At 59.7% G+C, this 19,641-nt stretch carries 15 protein-coding genes; all 15 read right to left on the reverse strand.

The window, feature by feature from the left end:
- Nucleotides 1-30 precede the first annotated feature (30 nt).
- The 15 genes from AC0YNU_RS08125 to AC0YNU_RS08195 all read right to left on the reverse strand — a co-directional run bounded on the left by AC0YNU_RS08125 (nucleotide 31) and on the right by AC0YNU_RS08195 (nucleotide 19,610).
- Entirely contained in the window at nucleotides 31-3,189 is a 3,159-nt protein-coding gene (locus AC0YNU_RS08125; protein ID WP_475755079.1) for a discoidin domain-containing protein, read from the reverse strand.
- A gap of 428 nt (nucleotides 3,190-3,617) precedes the next feature.
- A complete protein-coding gene (gene modA, locus AC0YNU_RS08130) occupies nucleotides 3,618-4,481 on the reverse strand; it encodes a molybdate ABC transporter substrate-binding protein (RefSeq protein WP_475755081.1) in 864 nt (287 codons plus the stop codon).
- 163 nt (nucleotides 4,482-4,644) lie between these two features.
- A complete protein-coding gene (locus AC0YNU_RS08135; RefSeq protein ID WP_475755083.1) occupies nucleotides 4,645-6,555 on the reverse strand; it encodes an AAA family ATPase in 1,911 nt (636 codons plus the stop codon).
- 136 nt (nucleotides 6,556-6,691) lie between these two features.
- A complete protein-coding gene (locus AC0YNU_RS08140; RefSeq protein WP_475755085.1) occupies nucleotides 6,692-7,987 on the reverse strand; it encodes an MFS transporter in 1,296 nt (431 codons plus the stop codon).
- A 225-nt stretch (nucleotides 7,988-8,212) separates the two neighbouring features.
- A complete protein-coding gene (locus AC0YNU_RS08145) occupies nucleotides 8,213-9,376 on the reverse strand; it encodes a winged helix-turn-helix domain-containing protein (RefSeq protein WP_475755088.1) in 1,164 nt (387 codons plus the stop codon).
- Nucleotides 9,377-9,459: 83 nt separating this feature from the next.
- Nucleotides 9,460-10,215 carry a class I SAM-dependent methyltransferase gene (locus AC0YNU_RS08150; protein WP_475755089.1) on the reverse strand — a complete coding sequence of 252 codons (756 nt, stop codon included), beginning with the start codon at nucleotides 10,213-10,215 and terminating at the stop codon, nucleotides 9,460-9,462.
- A 63-nt stretch (nucleotides 10,216-10,278) separates the two neighbouring features.
- Entirely contained in the window at nucleotides 10,279-10,824 is a 546-nt protein-coding gene (locus AC0YNU_RS08155) for a QcrA and Rieske domain-containing protein (protein WP_475755090.1), read from the reverse strand.
- A 40-nt stretch (nucleotides 10,825-10,864) separates the two neighbouring features.
- Nucleotides 10,865-12,130, reverse strand: a complete 1,266-nt coding sequence (locus AC0YNU_RS08160; protein ID WP_475755091.1) for an MFS transporter — start codon at nucleotides 12,128-12,130, stop codon at nucleotides 10,865-10,867.
- A gap of 325 nt (nucleotides 12,131-12,455) precedes the next feature.
- Nucleotides 12,456-12,998, reverse strand: a complete 543-nt coding sequence (locus tag AC0YNU_RS08165) for a YhjD family protein (protein WP_475755092.1) — start codon at nucleotides 12,996-12,998, stop codon at nucleotides 12,456-12,458.
- Nucleotides 12,995-14,251 (reverse strand): DNA polymerase IV, encoded by a 1,257-nt coding sequence (locus AC0YNU_RS08170; RefSeq protein WP_475755093.1) that lies wholly within the window; start codon nucleotides 14,249-14,251, stop codon nucleotides 12,995-12,997. The genes AC0YNU_RS08165 and AC0YNU_RS08170 overlap by 4 nt, the downstream gene beginning before the upstream one ends.
- Nucleotides 14,252-14,538: 287 nt before the next feature.
- Entirely contained in the window at nucleotides 14,539-14,967 is a 429-nt protein-coding gene (locus tag AC0YNU_RS08175; protein WP_475755095.1) for a hotdog fold thioesterase, read from the reverse strand.
- A gap of 113 nt (nucleotides 14,968-15,080) precedes the next feature.
- The gene (locus tag AC0YNU_RS08180) at nucleotides 15,081-15,743 is read right to left on the reverse strand and encodes an HAD family hydrolase (protein ID WP_475755097.1); all 663 of its coding nucleotides are present in this window, start codon (nucleotides 15,741-15,743) and stop codon (nucleotides 15,081-15,083) included.
- Between the two features lie 139 nt (nucleotides 15,744-15,882).
- The gene (locus AC0YNU_RS08185) at nucleotides 15,883-17,184 is read right to left on the reverse strand and encodes a DUF455 family protein (protein WP_475755099.1); all 1,302 of its coding nucleotides are present in this window, start codon (nucleotides 17,182-17,184) and stop codon (nucleotides 15,883-15,885) included.
- Between the two features lie 91 nt (nucleotides 17,185-17,275).
- On the reverse strand, nucleotides 17,276-18,202 hold the full coding sequence (locus AC0YNU_RS08190; RefSeq protein ID WP_475755101.1) for an AraC family transcriptional regulator: 927 nt from the start codon (nucleotides 18,200-18,202) through the stop codon (nucleotides 17,276-17,278).
- A gap of 139 nt (nucleotides 18,203-18,341) precedes the next feature.
- Nucleotides 18,342-19,610 (reverse strand): FAD-binding protein, encoded by a 1,269-nt coding sequence (locus tag AC0YNU_RS08195; protein ID WP_475755103.1) that lies wholly within the window; start codon nucleotides 19,608-19,610, stop codon nucleotides 18,342-18,344.
- Nucleotides 19,611-19,641: the final 31 nt, after the last annotated feature.

A 19,641-nucleotide genomic window follows, 5' to 3' on the forward strand; every position in this document is an offset into this window, starting at 1 on the left:
GAGCCGTACGTGCCGGCCATCGCGCCAACGTTAATTAATCTGCACGTCATCCACGAAATCCGTCGTATCGCCCAGCACCGTGCCCGCGAATTTAATCGTATGACTGCCGGCCGTCGCAACGAAACTGTTCGTCGTGAAAGAAGAGAACCCGGTCGACGTCGGCGAGAACGTGCCGATCAGCGTCGCGTCGTAATACACGTTGAAGATTTGTGTGCCGCCCGTCGGACGTTTGGCGGCTTTGAACGTGACGGCATACGTGCCGGCGATAAAATTCACCGTTTGGCTGAATTCCCCGTCGTTCTGGACGAGCGCGCTTTGCACGCCCTCCGGAGCCGACGCTGCCCCGAACGCGCTGCCATTGTGCTGAATACCGGATGTGCCGGCGAAGTTCCAGCCGTTCGTGAACGGACCGTACTGAAAGCCGGAGATGCCCGGCGACTCGAAACCGGCATTCGCGAGCGGAATGCTCGTGCCCAAGCCGCCATACGCTTCGATTTCCGAGAATTGCATCCGGTACGGCGTTCCCGCTTCCGCCGCGATCTGACGAAGGCTCGTTCCTTCGATCTTCACGTAACGCGCGGTTTGCGCGGCAAAGGAGAAGCTTTGCACGGTTCCGCTCGGCTGCGCGTATCCGGTCTGCGTGACGACCGTTGTCCACGGACCCCCGGCATTCTTCGCTACTTGAATCGTGAAATTGACCGGAAAGCCGGCGCCGACGTTGCCGTTGTCGTTCCGCGGATAGAGATCGACTTTATTCACCGACCTCGTCGCCTGCAAATTCAACGTCACCGATTCCGTGTGATTCGCGTTCAGGCTCGAGCTGCTCGACCAGCCATTCGATCCGGGAACACCGTTCCGGATATGATCGTTCGCCTTGGCCAAGCCCCAGCCTTCACCTTCAGCCGAACTGCTGGCAGTCAATGTCGCTCCCTTCGCCAAATTCGGCGCCGCATAGATCTCGACTTCGGCGAACTGCATCCGGTACTGACCGGAGGTCTGCCTCAGGTTCGTGCCTTCGACCTTCACGTACCTGGCCGATACAGGCGCGAACGGGATCCATTGGGCTGCAGACGCTTGCGGCTGTCCCGTCTTCGCGGCCACCGTGGTCCAAGGACCGCCGGCATTCGCCGCGACTTGAATCGTGAAGTCGACCGGATAGAACGCGCCCCCGCCTCCCCGCGGGAACAGGACGACTTCGCCGACCGTTTTCGATGCGCCAAGATCGAAGGTGATCGACTCGGCATGGTTGGCGCCCAAGTTGCTTTTGCTGCTCCACCCGGAGGAAATCACGCCGTTGACCGTACCGGAGCCTCGATTGTCGTCGTGAACCTTCGCTGCGCCCCATCCGTCGTCGGCCGTGCTCTCGTAGGAGCTCGTGGCCGACACGGCAGCTTCCGCGGCAAGGTTGGCATAGGGTGAAAATCCTGCCGGCAGCGCGAACAATCTGCCTTCGCCTTGATTCAGCGTCAAGCTCAATACGCCGGTAGCCGCATTGTATCCAGGTACGCCGACCTCAAGCCCTGTCGACTTGGATATTTCCGTGAGCGAGGCCGGTTTCGGACTGAATTGGAAGGCAAGCGTTCTTGCGTTCGCGTAATCGCGGTTCGTCAGCATGACATACTTGTGCCCGCTCGCGTTCGTAAAATACCCTTCGATCATCGGCTGGGTCAAGTCGCTCGGTTTCACGAAGAAATCGTCGGGAACGGCGATCGTCTTGGACGGAATGGAGGAACCCGAGTGATAGACGCGTACGGACACGAGATCTTTTAACGTCCCGCCCAGATTGCGCATTTCCGTATTCAAGGTTTGGATCTGCGTATACCCCGCTTGCAGCCCGCCCGAGGCGCTGACCGGCGCGTTCTGGAACGTTTCTCCTCCGGCCGCATCCGGCGTCCAATAGGTGAACCAGTTCAATTTTTTGAATCCGTAAGCCAAGTAGGAATATACATTCATGCGTTTCTCGTTCAAGCTGGTATTGCGGTAAGCCCCCGGAATTTCCACGCTCTGCAGGAATGCGCCGTAAATGACGTCGTTCGCAAGTCCCCTGCCGCGTACCGATTCCATCCGGTCGAAATACCCGGCGTCGTCTCCGGTGGTCCGGAACGGATAATTATCGTAGAGCAAGGTGTCGGCACCGCTGTATTGCAGCCAGTCGTCGAGATAGTTTTCGAAAGGAGTACCGCCGTTCGTTCGTTCCGTATATAACTGGAAGTTGAAGTCGTAGGCTTTCGCAACCCCGTTCTCGTAAGCCTGCCCGCCGGCATAGGTGTCCGCGTTGGACCGTACCGCCCAGCCGACGGAGTTGTCGCCGCCGCCGTTGTGGACGAGTTCGAGGTAATACGCGGCCCCCGGCGTCACCGTTTTCCCAAGCGAAAAATACTTGTAGTACTCCCATGCGTTGCCGCTGCCGTTGCCGGCAATGCTTCCTTGCCCGATCAACGTCGTCTTCGCGGGACCGTTCCACAGCTTTAACGTCAGCGTTTCATTGGCGGCCCATTGGAGCGAATCGATATAGAAAACGACGCCGTCCAGATAGCTGATGTTCGCCGGGATCGTGATCGTCTGTCCGATCGGCGCGCTCGGTCCAATGTAACTTCCGAATCCTTGCGCGGTCGAATTGGCATAGAACAGCTTGCCCGGATAGGGATTCGTACCGACTACGGCCGGCAATAAGTTCACGTAAACGTCCAAATCCGGGTCGACCGCTTTAATCGCTTTATAGGCGTTTGCGTAGCCGAGTAATTCATGGGTCATCGGTTCGTCTTTCAGATTCATGCCTTCGACGCGCGAATCGGAGGCATATGGCGTTACCGCTGCCTGCAATGCCGCAATTTCGGTCGTCGAATGGACCGAATGGCCATAAATGCCGGAATCCGTGACGAGCAGCTTCACGTTATTCGCCGAGCTATTGGCAATGCCGGTCTCGTTGGCGGCTTTATCCAGATTCGTGCCGGCAGGTACCCGAATGGCGGTAGCCATGTCGATTTTCGCCGCGGCCATATTCGCCCAGTTCGCGTTCGTGTTATAGTCCGCACCGATATACTTGGGCGGCTGCCAGTAGCTCCCGATCTCGAAAGTCCCCGTGCCGTCGGCGTTCGCGCGGCTCGCGGCGACGATGGTCAGCGCAAAAGCAAGCGCGCCGGCAAGCATCCATTTGACCCCTTTCACAAGATAAACAGAACGGTCCAATTGTCCATCTCCCTTCACTTACTAACGTAATCGGTGCGTTTACTGCGGAAGGTCACACTCCTCTCGGCTTACGCCTCATCCTCATTTCATCTATGTATGGTTCTGGTTGAGAACCGTAAGCGCTTCCATATGTTTCCGAGGCGAAAGCACAGGTTGGGATTTCAAGCGAAGCCGCACAATCGTGATGAAGGATCTAGACATTCGGAGGCAGAAATCGCGATGCCGTGAATGAAGCCGGCTCACTGAGGATCATACGTATGTTTATGTCGGAGGCAAGAGCGAAATGAGCGGAAGCCCGGCCGCGGAGAAGGTTTTTAAACGCTGACAAGCGTTTGCCGGTCATGCTGCATGCTTCGAACGATTTGAACGACCGCGCGCAAAGAGACCCGCCTGGGAGAACGGGTTTCTTTTGCATAAGGGACGGCTGTTTATTTCGCGGCGACGAAGCCGTAGGATTCAAACACCTGCATAGCCTCTGGCGATCGCAAATAAGCGTAGAAATCCTTCGCTTCCTTGCTATGCTTAGTTCCCTTCACGACGCCGGCAGGGTATAGAATCGGCGCATGCGACGCGGGATCGACGACGAAGGCGATGCTGACCTTCTTCGAGGTCAGCGCGTCCGTCTTATAGACGAAGCCCGCATCCGCGTTACCGGTTTCCACGTATTGAAGCACCTGCCGGACATCCTTGCCCTGAACGGTCTTGGCTTGCAAGGTGTCCCACAGCTTGGCTGCGCTAAGCGCTTCCTTGGCGTAAACGCCTGCCGGTACGCTCTCCGGAATACCCATGGCCAGCCGGTTCACGCTTGCCGCGGTCAGGTCGGCCAATTCGCCGATGCGCGCCTGCGCTCCCGCCGGAACGACGACGACGAGCTCGTTCGAGAGCAGCTCGCCTTCATGCCCGGAATCGATCAAGCCTTTATCGAGCAGCGTCTCCATATTCTTCGGAGAGGCCGACAAGAACAAATCGGCAGGCGCACCCTGCTCGATCTGCTTCTGCAGCGTTCCCGATGCGGCGAAGTTGTACCGAATCGCGACGTTGCCGCGGGCCGCCTCGTAATTCTTCTTGATTGCGCCCAGCGCATCCGTCATGCTGGCCGCAGCCGAGACGATCAGCTCAACCTGCCCTGCCGGCGGCTTCGCATCGTTCGATTCTCCCTGACCGACAGCTGCCTGTCCATTATCCGCCGCTGATTCCTGAGGATTCCCATCGCCGTTCGCGCAGCCTGACAAAGCGACAGCCAGTGCCAGGCATCCGATCCAAATGCAGCTTATGTTCTTGATTCCTGACATACCGATCCTCCTGTACCGCATCTCCGAATGTCACGCAAAATGCTTCGGCTTTGGCTGTTCATCCCCAGCGGCCAATTGGACTGGGCTGTTCCGTACGGCAAAGAACCCGCTGAATTAGCGGGTTCTTACTCGCGCGGTCGTATGCGCCGCAGCCTGCCTGCATCTAATCCTTCCCTCGATCGCCATCCAAACCTTTGTCGCCAAGGTCCGCGTCATCGTCTTCGTCATCTTGCGCTTCATCTTGAGCTTTATCTTGAGCTTCATCTTGAGCCTCTTCGGCCTCGCCCGACTCCTTGGCTTCTACCGCTTCGGATCCCGTCTCGCCCGATTCCTTGGCCTCCGCCGTCCCTTCGGCCTCCGGCTCCGTATCCGCCATCGCTTCGGCCTTGGCCCTCGCCTGCTCCGTATCCTTATCCGCCTGCGTCATCACTTTCGGCGGGTCCGGCCGCGTGCGCCCATAGATGGACAGATAGATTCCTTCGATCTGCTCGCCCGTCAGATCGCCTTGCTTCAGCAGCTCATCGGCGATGATGTGCACGAATTCAGCATGATCCCTCACCAGCTTCTTCACCTGCTGCATTTGGTCCTTCAACAGCTCGTTGATCTTCGGCCGCAGCGACTTCAGCGCCTCCTGATGCGAGCCCGCCGCGAGGAAGCTGAACAGCTCGTCGCCCATCCCGACTGCGCCGAGATACGCGCCAGCCATGTTGGTCGCCTGCTGCAAATCGGAGGTCACGCCGTTCAGCTTCTTTCCGAGAAACTCCTCCTCGACCGCCCGGGCGGCCAAGCAGACCTGAATGGCAGCCAGCATCTCGCTGTCGCTTCGGTTATACCGCTCATGCGTCGGCTTCGTCGCCGCCAGGCCGAGCGCGCTGCCGCGACGAATGATCGTCACCTTCCAAACCCGCTCATGCGGCTTGAGCAAATATTGCGCGACCGCATGGCCCGCCTCATGGTAAGCGACGTTGCGTTTCTCATCTTCGCTCATGGAACGCAGCGGCTGCTTGAGTCCCCACTCGTACGTTTCCATCGCGACGCGGAAGTCCAGGTAACTCGCCTGCGGGGCTCCCCGCTGATGGGCGATGACGACCGATTCGTTCACGATGTGCTTGATCTGCGCCGGGCTGTAGCCGATCGTATCGAGCGCGGCCTTCTCCGGCGTCAGCGTCTCGTCCGCCTTGACCTTCTTCAAATAGTATTGGAAAATATCGACGCGTCCGTCATAATCGGGCGAATCGACCCAAAGCTGCCGATCGAACCGTCCCGGCCGCAGCAGCGCCGAGTCCAGCACATCGGGCAAGTTCGTCGCCGCCACGGTCAGCACGGCCGGACGCTCCGCCTTCTTGCGCCGCAGCCCCATCGAACGGAGCATTTTCGCGATTTTGCCATTGTCGAGATTGGGCGGATCCATCTGCAGCAGCAGCTCGTTGAGCAGCCCCGAACCGCCGCCCATGCCCATCATGCCCATCATGCCTCCGCCGCCGCCGTTTCGCTTCATGCCGATCGCATCGATTTCGTCGATGAAAATAATGCAGGCTCCGTACACGTTCGCCAGGTTGCGCGCTTTCTTGTACAGCCGCATGACCTTCATGTTGCCGACGCCGAAGAACATGTTCTGGAAGCTCGGCGCCGAAGCATAGGCGAACGGCACCTGCGCCTCGTTGGCGATGACCTGCGCGAGATACGACTTCCCGGTACCCGGCGGACCGCACAACAGAAAGCCCCGGATCGCCTCGCCGCCCATTTCCTTGAAATCCTTCACGCCCCGCAGCAGCGTCACGATCCGTTTCGCGTTGTCCACGATCTCGGGATTGCCCCGATAATCGTCCCACGTGGCGCCCGTCTCCCCGGGCAGCACCCAATACGTTCGTCCCCTGGCCAGGAACCAGAAGAGCGCGACGAACTGGACGATCATGAACATCATAGCGAACAGCAGCTGCAGCAGCAGGCTGAGAATGCTCACCGCCACCGACACGACCGTCGGCCCGCCGGTAGCCACGTACCAGATCACAAGGCCGATCACGAGCAGCCAGAGGATACGTTTGCGCCACTGCTTCCATCGATATCCCCTCATGGCCACACTTCCTTCACGTTTAAAAGTCATACCCAAATTTATTAGTCTATGGATTGAAATATTCGCGTTTGGAAGAAAGAATCCGGCGTGATCCCCGACGCAAAAAGGAAGGAGCCGCAGCCCCTTCCTCTTAATCTCACACGGTATGTGATACCTTTGATCGCGCATCTACGGCATCTGCTCGTCCCCACAACGCCGGCGCGAAAATCAATCCGACGGCGCCGATGGCCGCCGTCGCCCAGCCGAAGCCGGCGAACACCGGGCCAGGGCCAAAGGCTTCTATCAGCACGCCGCCCGCAAGCGGCGCGCCAAGCATGACCAAGCTCCCCAGCGCTTGCTCGACGCCGAAGACGCGGCCGATGAACGACGACGGAATTTCGCGCTGCAGCATGTAAATCTTCGTCGTGATATACGCGCCGTTGCCGATGCCCAAGGCCAGCCCGAGCACAAGCACCCAAACAGTCGGAGCATCCTTGTGCAGCATGCCGAGTCCCGCAAGCGCCGCTCCGAGCCCGATGAATCCGCCGCCAAGCCCCGCACCGTAATTCAATTGCTTCCGCTTGTTCAACGACAGCATGACGGCAACGGATCCCGAACCGATCGCGGCCATGAGCCAGCCAAGCAGCGACGGCCGGCCGGGCGCGATTTCGCGCATCAGCGTCGCGAACTGGTAGTCCACGGTTAGGATCGCGGTCAGCCCGATGAATCCGAAGATCAGCGCATGCAGCACTGCTTTGGTCCGTACGATGACCCGCAAGCCTTCTCGCCATTCGTCGGCCGCCGACAGCCGGATTATCGGCAGCTCCGGCGAAGTCGACCGCCGTTCCTCGGCTCGGACCGTCCATAGCAAGCCCGCCGACAGCAGCCTCGTCGCCGCATGCAGCAGGATGCAGGCGCTTGGCGACAAGGCCGCGAGAACGGCCGCGCCCGCGAGCGGACCGACGATTTTGGCGCCCTGCTGCACCATCCCGTTCCAGGCGGTCGCCTGCAGCAAGCGATCTTCCGGCACGGCCCTCCGCGTCGCGGCCTGTTGGGCCGGCCCGATAAACGCGGCAGCAGCGGCACGCATGGCGAGCATGGGCAAGAGCCAGGCCAAGCTTGGCGCGGCCAGCAGCGCCACCGTGACGGCTGCCGTGAACGCGTCGCAAATCAGCATCAGCTTGATTCGCGGCAGCCGGTCCGCGGCCATCCCCGCCAGCGTTCCGAGCAATAGACCCGGAAGCGCCATAACGACGGGGATCCAGGCCAGTTCAAGGGGACCGGCTCCCCAGCGGTAGGCGATTAAAACCTGCACGGCGATGGCATCGAACCACTCGCCTGTCGCCGCCCCCGCATAGGCGGCGAACATACGCGAGAACGCGCGGTTCCGCCATAGTCTCGTATTTTCAAGCTTCGTTTTCGTTAATCGGGCAGACGGTTCCGTTTGCTGCATCCTCCGAGCTCTCCTTTTCGACTTCAGCTGTAAGCTTGCCAGGATTCAGTCTAAAGGAGATTTATCAGAGGACTGTCAGACCGAACGTACAGGTACTGCTTCAATCAAAACATTCGTAACGAAGTCCAGCATTGTGTTATAAGGATGAGGTAATGAAGACTAGCGTGATGTTATGAAGACCAAGGTGACGTAATGAAGATCAAGATATGACGTGCGCTATTCAGGTCAGCCTACAGCACGAGCGAGCCACGCCATCATCCCCCCATGAAGCCGGTCAAAGCCGTGCTCCCGGATAAGGGCATCCCATTGTGCCGTCAGCTTATTCTTCAGCGCGGCCAGCTTGGCATTGCGTGGAGCCGCGCCGATTACGCGGTCCAGACAGCGCAGCAGCTGCCGGAGCGACATCAGCGCCAGCGGCACGTTCTGCGCCTGACGGAGGATATGCATCCCATGGTCGACGGCCTGCAAAGCATCCTTGTGCCGTCCGGCGCGCAGCTCGAACATCGCACGCACAAGCTGATACCGCGCGATCTCCCGCAAATACGGCGCTTCCCTCAGCACCTCCTCCACGTTCGCCATGCCGCGCTCCGCTTCGACCAAGTCGCCTTTGGCCGTCTGCACGTACAGCTCCGCAATCGCCACAGCCATCTTGAAGCTCGTGAGATTCTCCCGCTCCACGGTGTCGCGCGCGATGCGAAGCCGCTCCTCCGCACGCTCGAATTGCCCGGTATCCGCATATAAGTCGATGATATTCAGTATATACAGCTCCCGGCTTTGGTCCGGAGGAAGCAGATTCAGCTCAAGCACCCGCTCGAAGAGCGCCAGGCTTTCGTTCGGCTCCGCCAGATAGGCGGCATAGAGCAGCACCCAATACAGCCTGTCCCCTGCCGGCGCTTCGTCCGTATGCAGGAACCAATCCAAATCGCCTTGGATGAACCGCATATACGCGTCGTAGAAGGCATCTACCTCGATGCCCAGCACGTCCCGCTGCGCGGCCAGCGTCAGCATGGATTGGCCCTGACCGTAGAGATGGTATTTTCGGAACAGGCCTTGGACGGTCGAATGCATCTCCGTGTCCCTCACGGACGGATTCGGCGCTGCCGGAGCGCCCGTCAGCTTCAGGACATAGCCGCTGCCGCGCAACGTTGCGATGGCGAGCTGCGGAAAGCGGGCGAGCTTCTTCCGCAGGCGGTAAATATGGTCGTCCACGGTTCGCTCGTCCGGATATTGCCCGGGCCACACGTGATCCAGCAGTTGCTCTCGCGAGAAGACCTGACCAGGGCGTGCATACAGAAATTGCAGCAACGCGTATTCTTTGGCGAGCAAAGCAATGGATTCCGATCCGCCGCTGACGGTCAGGGCACCGGGATCGAACCAGATTTGCGTCATGGCATCATCGCCCCCTCTTTGCAGCTAATCTGCTAAATGTCCGGACTGTTGCCTGCGCTGCGGATGTACCGTCCCCGAGCGGCCTATACTTCGCCCCAATAGACTTCCGTCTCGTAATCGAACGCAATCGTCCCGTCCTCGCTCGTCTCGTCGAACAACTGCCGAAGCGCCGCGATCATGGGCTCATGGTTAGGATGGCCCGGCATCGGAGCGTAGGAAGAAGACAACAGCCGCCCCTTCAAGCCTTCGTAATCGAACGCCTGCGTCATGGAAAAGCGCTCTTCCCGCATGGCTCCCGCCTTGAAGAAGGAAGCCAGATCGGTTGGCGAAATGTTCTTATGCGTCATCTGTTCGTAATCCGTCGCATAGTTCTTCAGCAGCCGGTCGTAGCCTTCCCTGAACGGCGTGCCCTCCGTCAAACGCGAATTCCAGATCAGCGCCGCCTTCCCGTCCGGCTTCAGGATCCGATTGAACTCTTTCTGCGCTGCCGCCCGGTCGAACCAGTGGAACGACTGCGCGCAGACGATATAGTCGACGGACTGCTCCGTCAGCGTCGTACACTCGGCCGAGCCCGCGACGGCAAGAAAATTCGATTCCTCCGTCAGCACCTCGACCGCGGCCGTCCGCATCTCGTTATTGGGTTCCACCGCGATGACCCGGCTCCCGCGTTCCAGCAGCAGCCGGGAGAAAATACCCGTTCCTGCGCCGATATCCGCCACCGTCGAACCCGCATCCATGCCGACGAGGCTGTATAAATAATCGATGGCCGCCTTCGGATAGCTCGGCCGATATTTCACGTACGTATCCACCCGGTCAGAAAATCGTTCTTTACTATTCATGACGCTTGCTCCTTCTTGTTTTGTCGGATGCCCGCTCTGCCGCGCGTTCGCTAACGCATGCAGCTACGCTTTCTCCGTTCCCATGATTGGCTTCATGATGTCGAAATAAACGCTTCCGTCCGAGATGATGGGCTCGAACCGATCCAAGCCCCGCGTGACCGCATACACCGCACCGCCCTGGCTGTCAAAGCCCGCGCCGTGGCAGGGGCACCAGAAGAACATGTCGTCGTTCCCGCCTTGCTGCGCTTCCTTCGCCGGCACGACCGAGCACCCTAAGTGGGAGCACGCGGGTGACAGGATCAGCAGCTTGCCGGCCTCGTCGATGGTGACATAAACGAAGTCCTTCACCGGCTTCGTATACCAAGCGTCAACGTATTCGGCTTCATAGTTCATCCTCTCGACGCCTTGAAGCAACTTTAGATCCGCAACCCTGCCAAGCCTTACTATACTCTTCGGCGGTGCCTCAACGCCAACCTTCCGATGGGTTACGGCTCCATAATAGAACAGTCCCGTGGAGCCGGCCAAGAGGCCTGCAGCACCGATCACCACTTTGGCGGTCGTGCTTAAGAACGCTCTACGGGTGATTTGCTGCGGAATTTTGCGATTCATTTCGATCACTCCTTTAGGAACGAACAATCGCGCAGCTGCATTAAGTCTGGCTTTGCAAGCTGCGATCCAGCTTACCTTGCACGAACCAAGCATAGACGACATAGCCGGCGATTACGGCGGCAGCCGTCAGAACGAAAGGCAGGGAATAATGGTTGCCCGCCAAAATATAGCCCGCCCAATAGGAAGCAACCGTGTTGCCGATGCTGCGGGATACGGTTCGCATGCCCGCGAACAGATTACGATCGTCTTCATTAACGGCCGACATGCATTCGCTGTCCGTCAGGTTGTTCAGCATCGTAAAGCCCGTCCCGCGCAGGAGCAGCAAGACGGCAAAGACTGCGGCCGGCATCGCAAATGCCATTAGCGCCACGACAAGCGCATTGTAGAGGAACAAGACAACGAACGTCCGACGGCCGCCCCACCGCTCGACGATGTACGGCATCGCGATGGAACCGATGAAGAAGAAGAAACCGGACAGCGCCAGCAGGCCGGATATGCTGCCATCCTCCATGCCGAACCGGAATTTCAAAATGACGTTCAGGAACGGACTCAGCAGCCCGAACGTAAAGCCGGAGCTGAATATCAGCAGCGACAGCAGCAGCAGGAAACCGATCGCCGGCCGTTTCTTGGGCTTCCCTGCCGGCAAGCCCCCTTCGGCTTCGCCGGTCTTCGTTCCGTCATCGCCGGCCGCGGCGATTTCCTCCCTCGCATGCACGGACGGAAGCAGCAGACCGCGCAAGATGCCAGAGAGCGCGAGACAGCCGCCGGCCACGAAGAACGCGTACTGATACAACGTCGTATGTCCCGGTATCCAGTCCGGCAAATAGCCGGCCAGCCATGTCCCAACGCCGGTGAAAAACGTAAATACGGCGAATAGCAGCGAGTACGCGCTCGTCTCTTCCTTCTTGCTGCGGCAATATTGGAATATAAGCTGGATTTCCGAATTAACGACCGCCGCGATGCCAAGCGACCAGATCAGCTGCGCGGCGGTCAACGATGCCGCGGTCGTGCCGGTGCCGAACAGAATAAGGGAAGCGAATGCAAGCAGCATGCCGGTAACAAGCATCGGCTTGCGTCCGACGCGCCTGACGATCAGGCCTGCCGGCAGGCTCGTCAGACCGACTGTCAACGCGCCGAGCGACGTCAGCTGGCCGATGAAGGCCTTGGAGTAGCCCAGGTCCAGCAGATGCAAATTCAGAATCAGACTGAATATGCCGGCTCCGATGCCGAATAAACTCTCCGTCGCAATGAACCGCTTCACGCCCGGGGATAAGTCACGAACTAAATTGATGGTATAGGTCCACATGATGCGCCTTTCTTCTTGCTGGTTGTAAGACTAATCTTACATGGCGCTTCCTTCATGTTCAATCCCCGTCTTCCTGTCTCCGTGCTTTAAGCCGCGATGGGATGATTGAATGTTCATATGGAAGCCATAAAAAAAGACGCCCGCAGGCGCCTTATCGAACAGGTTGAGGCTGGAGCTGGAAGGCTGGCGACAAAAAAGAAAACTGGCGACACGTAGCTGAAGACCAGGCCACTGGAGACAGACGCCACGAGCATGAAGACAGACGCCACGAGCAAAGACAGATGCCACGGGCATGAAGAGACGAACGTCATCACACGCGGGGCGGTCACTTGGATCTCGGCTGCCTCGTCTGGCCTTCCTTCAGCAGCGTCCCCAGCTCCGACGTGTACCGGGCCAGCTTGACGCTGATCTCGGAGCGCATCACGTCGCGGGTCATGCCGAAGCGGTCCTCGTAGCCCCGGCAATAGTAGCGGTGATACACGACCAATTCCGACTGTTCCTCGTTCAGTATCCGAATGTTCCGCTGCTTCAGCTCCCGCCGCAGGCCGTACAAGTCCTGCACGACCCGGTCGAGAATCGTCTGCCCCGCCATCAGGTAGGCGCGCTTCAAAATATTCGTGGTGTTCTCCACGTCGGCGATGCTCTTCTGGACCATCTTCTCCATATGCGGGAGCAGAATATAATCGCGAAGCATCGTACGCTCCTCCATCGTAATGAGATTCCGCTCCCTGGGCGCGCGCGCCTGCTCATCGACGGCCGGGCTTTGGCTTTGTCCGCCGCCCGCCGCGTGCTGCTGGTCATAACGCTCCACGTGCTCGGTCAATAACATTTTGGATTTCCAGCGTTCGTTGCCGTCCAGCTTGCTCATTTGTAGTGTCCTCCAATTTGTTCCGCCCTTTCCCGCGCCACGCCGGATTCCAGCAGCGACGAGGCGCGCATGATGGCCGTGCTCCCGTACCGCTCCTTCAGGGCGTCTATGACGCGCTCCTTCCGGTAGGCGCGGGCCCGGTCCTCGAACAGCGTGAGCTGAATAACGTTGTCGTCGCTCAGCTGCGACAAGGCAATGCTGAGGCGGCTGATGGGCAGCCCGTTCCAATGCTCCTTGAACAGCTTCAGCGCGGCGGCCGCCACCTCGTGCGTCAAGGATGTCGGCTCCAGCAGCGTCATCTGCCGGCTGAACCAGCAGGAACGGATGCCGTCCGTCTCCGCCGCGGCTACCGACACGACCGAGCCGAGGAACCGGTTGCGCCGCGTCCGCTGGCAAACCTCCACGACCAGCTCCAGCAGCACGACCTCGATATCCTTCAGCTCGCGGTACAGATTCCAGCGCAAGGCCTTGCCGTGGCTGACGGACTTGAGCTGGCGCCGGATGCCGGGCTCCACGGGGCTCGGATCGATCCCGCGGGCGGTCTGCCAGTAATACCCCGCTTGGATGTCGCTCTGCTTGCCCATCTCTCGCCGCATGCGCCGCTTGAACTCGCCGAACTCCATGCGGGCGATGTCGCCGATGCTCGCCAGGCCCATGCGGGTAAAATGCCGGGTCATCGCGGAGGCGACCATGAACATCTGATGCACGGGAAGCGTCCACAGCGTGGATTCCAGCTTGTCGTACGAGAGCTCGTAGACGCCCTCCTCGCTCTTCTTCGCGTAATTGTCGGTCGCCATCTTGGCGAGAATCTTCGTCGGGCCGATGCCGACCCGCGACCAGACGCCCGTCGACAGCAGAACCTCGTGCTGGATGCAAGCGGCCAGCTGCTCTGGGCTATAGTCGAAATAATCCAATGAATTCGTCACGTCGAGAAACTGCTCGTCGATGCTGTACGGCTCCACGCGCTCCGTATACGATTCGAAAATACGGGTAATCAATAAGGAAACTTGAATGTAGGTCCCCATCCGGGGACGGATCACGACGAGGTCCGGGCACCGGGCCATCGCCTCCCCGACGCGCGACGCCGTAGTCACGCCCTTGGCCTTGGCAATGGGGCATGCCGCGAGCACGATGCCGTTCATCCTCGTCGGATCTCCGACGGCAACCGGCATATCGCGGTACTCCGGATGGGCCGCCTTCTCCACGGATGCGTAGAAGGACTGTCCGTCGATCAGGAAAATATGCCTCGACATCGATGTGCCCCCTCAGGAAAGCGAATGTATGTTCGTATATCGCTATTATACACCGAATGTACGTTCTCCATGCAAGGGAAAAATCTGACTGTTCGTCCGGCGTCCGCGCCCGTTTCCCGAACCGTCCGAAAAGAAAAACAGAGAGGCCCCATCGCGGGGCCCCTCTGCCTTTTCCTATTGAACAACGTAAACGATCACTGCCGCGACGCCTTATTTCTTGAAAATAGGCTTGAAATAATTAGATTCCGGGTTCACGAGGCAAATCACGAATCGTGATCCAGTCCGTTTTATCGGGTCTTCGGAACGATGCCGACCGTGCAGCGGGAGACGCTGACCAGCCGTCCTTCCTCGTCGCTGATCTTGATGTCCCAGACCATCGTCGTCCGCCCCTTGTGCAGCGGCGTCGCGACGGCGGTCACGATGCCGTCCCGCTTGGGACGAATATGATTGGCGTTGATCTCCATGCCTACGGCGACCTGCTTGTCCTTGTCGATCAAATTATACGTACCCACGCTTGCGACGGTCTCGGCGAGCGCGACCGACGCTCCGCCGTGGAGCGCGCCGAAATATTGACGGGAAGCCGGACCGACCGGCATCGTGGCGACGACGCGGTCCGGCGTGCATTCGGTAATGCGCATGCCCAGCACCCCGAACATCGTCTGTTCGTAGGCTATGCCATCGCCAAGCATAAACGGGTTCTCGGTGCTTTGTTTCATCTGTGTGATTCTCCTTCGTTTTGCCGCATTATTCTACTTTACCGCTGTGCGGCCCGCGAAGCAATGCGGGAAAACCCGGGACAGGACGCCAGCGACTCGCCCCCGCCCTATCCTTACAGCAGCGCCAGCAGCTCGTCCAACCGGTCGATCGTGTGCATCGGCTCCGCCGCGAGGCCGTCCGGCCAAGGCCGGCTTGACCGCAGCCAGATCGTTGCCATGCCAAAGCGGGCGGCTCCATCCACGTCGTTCACCGGATGGTCGCCGATGAACAAGCATTCTTCCGGGCGCAGCCCCAGCCGGTCGGCCGCCAGCGCGAAAATCCGCGGGTCGGGCTTCTTGACGCCCGCCTCCTCCGATACGAGGATCACCTCGAAGGCATCCCGGATGCCCAGGCGATCGATTTTGCCGTATTGGGTCTTCATCTTGCCGTTGGTGATCAGGCCGGTCCGGTACTTCGCCCGCGCGTGCGCAAGCACCTCCCGTGCCCGCTCCATTAATGCCGCATGATTCAGAAAATCGCCCCAGTAATAAGCAGTCAGCTCCTCGAGAGACGGCTTCCGCTCCCATGGCAGCTCGTCCAGCAGCTCCGCGAACAGCGTCTCCCGCGGGTTGTAGCCGTCCCTGTCCAGCTCGACGATACGGTCGTGCAGCCCCTGCCTGTCCGCGACATGCCCGAAGTGCGCATCGATGAACGCGTGCGCGAATCCCCCGAACATGCGCGTGCGGTCGAGAATCGTATTGTCCAAATCAAACAGCACCGCTTTGATCTTTTCCATCCCAATCCTCCCCTTCAATGATCCAGTATTCGCCAGTCGAATCGGCTACTCCTGCCGAGGTGGCCGCACGACGAAGAAGCTGCTCCCGACAGCGCCCGCAAGCGTCGCCGGAAGCAGCCTCTGCGCTGGCTGTCTGCCTTTACGAAATAATGATGGATGGCGCCAAATTAAGCATGGATTCGCTGGCTTGGCAGCCGGCGAACCGTTCGCCCGGCTCCGCTTCCCATTTCTCGCCTTTCTCGCGCTGCAGCTCGTTCATCAGCTGGCGCACGTTCCATTCGGCATCCGCGACGATTTCTTTAAACGGCCGCGCATCATTCTGCCGCGCGATCAAGACCTTCATCCATTTCGCGCCGAATTTAACATGGTTCTTCTCGTCGACGACATCGAAATCATGCTCCAACGCCGTTAAGACGTCGCCTTGCGCGATCGCCATCTCGGTCCACTGCTTCTTGGGCGCGAACGAGCACGCCTCCCCGACCTGGGTCAGCGCCGCGATCCGATCCAGCAGCGGCTGCGCGGTGTAGGCTTGATAATGGCCGACCGGAATCGGCACCAGATAGGGACTGATGCCCATCGCCTCCAGACGCGAAAAGCCCATCATGGAGTGGCGCGATTCGTCCCAGGTTTGACGAACGAAATCGGATACGTAATCGAAGCCGAGGTGGCGGCCGTCGTATACGATCGTCGCGCACAGGTCGATAATCGGCAGCTCGGTAAAATGCGTGTACGAATGGTGGGCCGGATGCTCCTCTTTATCCAATCCGCCGCCCAGGATGGAATCATACATCCGGTTGGCGCTCCGCCATTTGAACGCCGGCTCCAGCCGCATTTCCGCCGGAACCGCATAATCCGGATACGGCTGCGGCGCCTCTGCCCCGGCAGCCTGCTCGGGAAGAACTTCGTGACACAATCCGCCCAAGCTGCGAATATGATCGCGCAGCGCGTCTTCGAACGCTTCCGCCGCCCGCTCCTGCGCAACCGTGGCATGCCCGGCTTCCAGGTACGTTTTCCCCCAGGCGACCTGCCGCTCGAGCGCGGGCAAATGATCCTCGATGGCCTCCACGGAAGGCGCGTCGTTCAGGCGCAGCGTCGTCTCGGCGTATTCGCGGTAAGCGCGGATCTGTTCCCGCTTGATGACGCGGTAGAGACCGCCGACGAAGCAGGCCGTGTCGGGCGCGGTCAGGAGATGCCGGACGAGATTCGTCCGACTGGCGTCGATCTGCTTGTCCGGGTGGGGAATCCCAAAATCCTGAATGCGCTCGCGCAGGGCGCGGCAGCGCTTCCAATCCTCGTAAAGATGACGGACCAGCTGGCATTTCACCGCGTATTCGGGCAGCTGGGGAACGATTCCGATCACGTGGCGGACCAGATCGTACTCGAGCGAGAACAGCGACTTCAGTTTCCGCAAAGCGGCTTCCGAGCTGAAATATCTCGGCATCGTATCTCTCCTTTGCCGACGTTGCCGCCGGGTTTTACCACCATTATAGAAGGCGCGATGCGGAAATGCAGTGTCGTTTTCGCGGTTGTTTTTAACATTCTTCCTCCTGTTCGGTGCCGGGCGCGGCAATGCGCGCAGCTTGGCGCCTGAACTGCAGGGGGCTGGTTCCGGACTGGCGCTTGAAGAACAGGCAGAAGGCTTGAACCGACTCGAAATCCAGCAGCTCGGCGATCTCCGTGACGGAGCGGTCGGTCTCGAGCAGCGAACGTTTGGCGCGATCCATCAGCAGCCTTCTCAGATAGCCGCCCGGCGTGACGCCGAGCAGCCGTTTGAAATTGCGGTCGAAATGGGCGCGGCTTACGCCGGCCTGCCGGATGACGTCGGGAATGCGAGACGCGGCTTGGGCATGAATGATCGACAGCGCCGATTTGATATATGCCGGAATAGGATCGGACGCATTCTCCCGAGCCGCCTCGTTGCTCGCATAGCAGCGGAGAATATCCGTCAGCAGCGCGGTCAGAACCGACTTCGCCATAATCGGCCCGTACGGCGCTTCATGCTCGCACTCCCGCAGAAGCCGTTCGCACCACTGCGTAATGGCCCCCGAAGAATCCCGGACCACGCGGTTTTGTCCGAGCAGATAATAGCCGTTCTCGAGCGGAGTCAGCTCCTGGAAGCGGAAGCCGAGCGAGTACATCGTGAACTGGCCTTGGCCGGACGCGCCTCCGCAATGCACCTCGTGCGGCTTGGTGACGAACACGTCCCCCGCTTTCGCGGTATGCTTCGCGCCGTCGAGAATGAACCACCCGCTGCCCTCCGAGATATAGCACAGCTCGAAGTAATCGTGAATTTGCATGGGCGTAAACCAGACCGGGTCGGTCAGCCGATCGACGTATACGAGGCTCGAGTACTGCGGGGCAAAAGGAAGCTCGAACCGCAGCTCGTCGGGTCCGATCCGCAGTTTCGCGCGCGCGGCGGGCGTTGCGATTTCAATGAATGCGGGCTGGTCATCGCGCACCTCAACCGCCTCCTCCTGAGCATTCTTCCGGCTGAAATTGCCGTCTTCAAGCAGCCGATGCCTGATGTATTCCCCTTCGCAGTCCGTTTCCCTGCCAAGGCAAAGAAAAAGACAGCCGACGCGCGGCTGCCCCACTTTCCTACTCCATAATATACGTATTCAAGAAATCATTGCGGAATTTACCTTCCGGATCGCACTGCAGCAGCAGGCGCCGGAATTCGGGCAGCTTCGCGTACAGCGATTGGACGCGGGCCGGCGGCATCGTAAACAGCTTGGCCCAATGCGGCCGGGCACCGAACGGCGCAAGCTGCGCTTCGATATCCGGCAATACCTGCCGCACGGCCTCCCAATCCGGCTTCCACGTGAAATGAATGGCGACCGAATCCTGCCCGTAGCAGGGGCTCATCCACAGCTTGTCCGCCGCGATCGTGCGCACTTCGGAAATAAAAAGCAGCGGCGCGATACGCTCCCGCAGCTGGTTAATGGCGTGCAGCGCCTCGTAAGCCTGCGACCGCGGCACGAAATATTCGCTCTGCAATTCCTCTCCGGCGCTCGGGGTAAAGTCCATCCGAAAATGCGGCATGCGCTCATGCCACGGACCCGGAATGCCGAGCTGCGCGCTGCAATTCTCCGCCGTATGGCCAGGCACCGGATGCCGATGCTCCGGCGCCGGGACCGTACCGAAAAAGTCGGGCTCCGCTTGTGCGGAAGCAACGTCTCCGTCCGGAAGCTGGCGCTTCTGCCACACCTGATTAAAGGCCGACTGCTTCCAGTCCGTGAACAGGCTGACGCTGTAACCGCTGGAGAAGATGGCGTCGAAATGCCGCTCCAGCTGCGTCAACGGCAGATTCTCGTACACGCGCTGGCTCATCTCGAAGGCCGGAACCACGTCCAGCGTAATCTTCGTCACGACGCCGAGGCCGCCTAAGCCGACGACCGCCCCATCCAGCAGGCCGTCCTCTTGATCCCGGGAGAAGACGACCGTCTCTCCGTTCGCCTGGACGATCTCGAGGGCATGAACCGCCGTCGACAGATTGCCATGGCGGTCGCCGGAGCCGTGCGTGGCCGTCGCGCATGCGCCCGCCACCGTGATATGCGGCAGCGACGCGAGGTTGTGCAATGCATAGCCGTTGTCATGCAAATAGCTGGCCAGTTCTCCGTACCGGATGCCGGCTTCGACGGTCACCCTGCCGTTCTCGCGGTCCAGTGCCACGACGCGGTTCAGCTTCTGCAGCGAGAGTTGACTTCCGGCGGTATCGGCGATGCCGTTAAACGAATGCCGCGTACCGAGTACCCGAATGCGATCGCTGTTGACGACCATTTCTCGCAGCTGCTCCAATGTCTCGGGAACAAGCAGCTCCGAGGCGCCGTACCGGTAGTTTCCTGCCCAATTTAGATTGTTTTCCATGTTCACGCTCCTTAGTGATGAATGAAAACCA

Source organism: Paenibacillus sp. J31P316, from assembly GCF_056269105.1.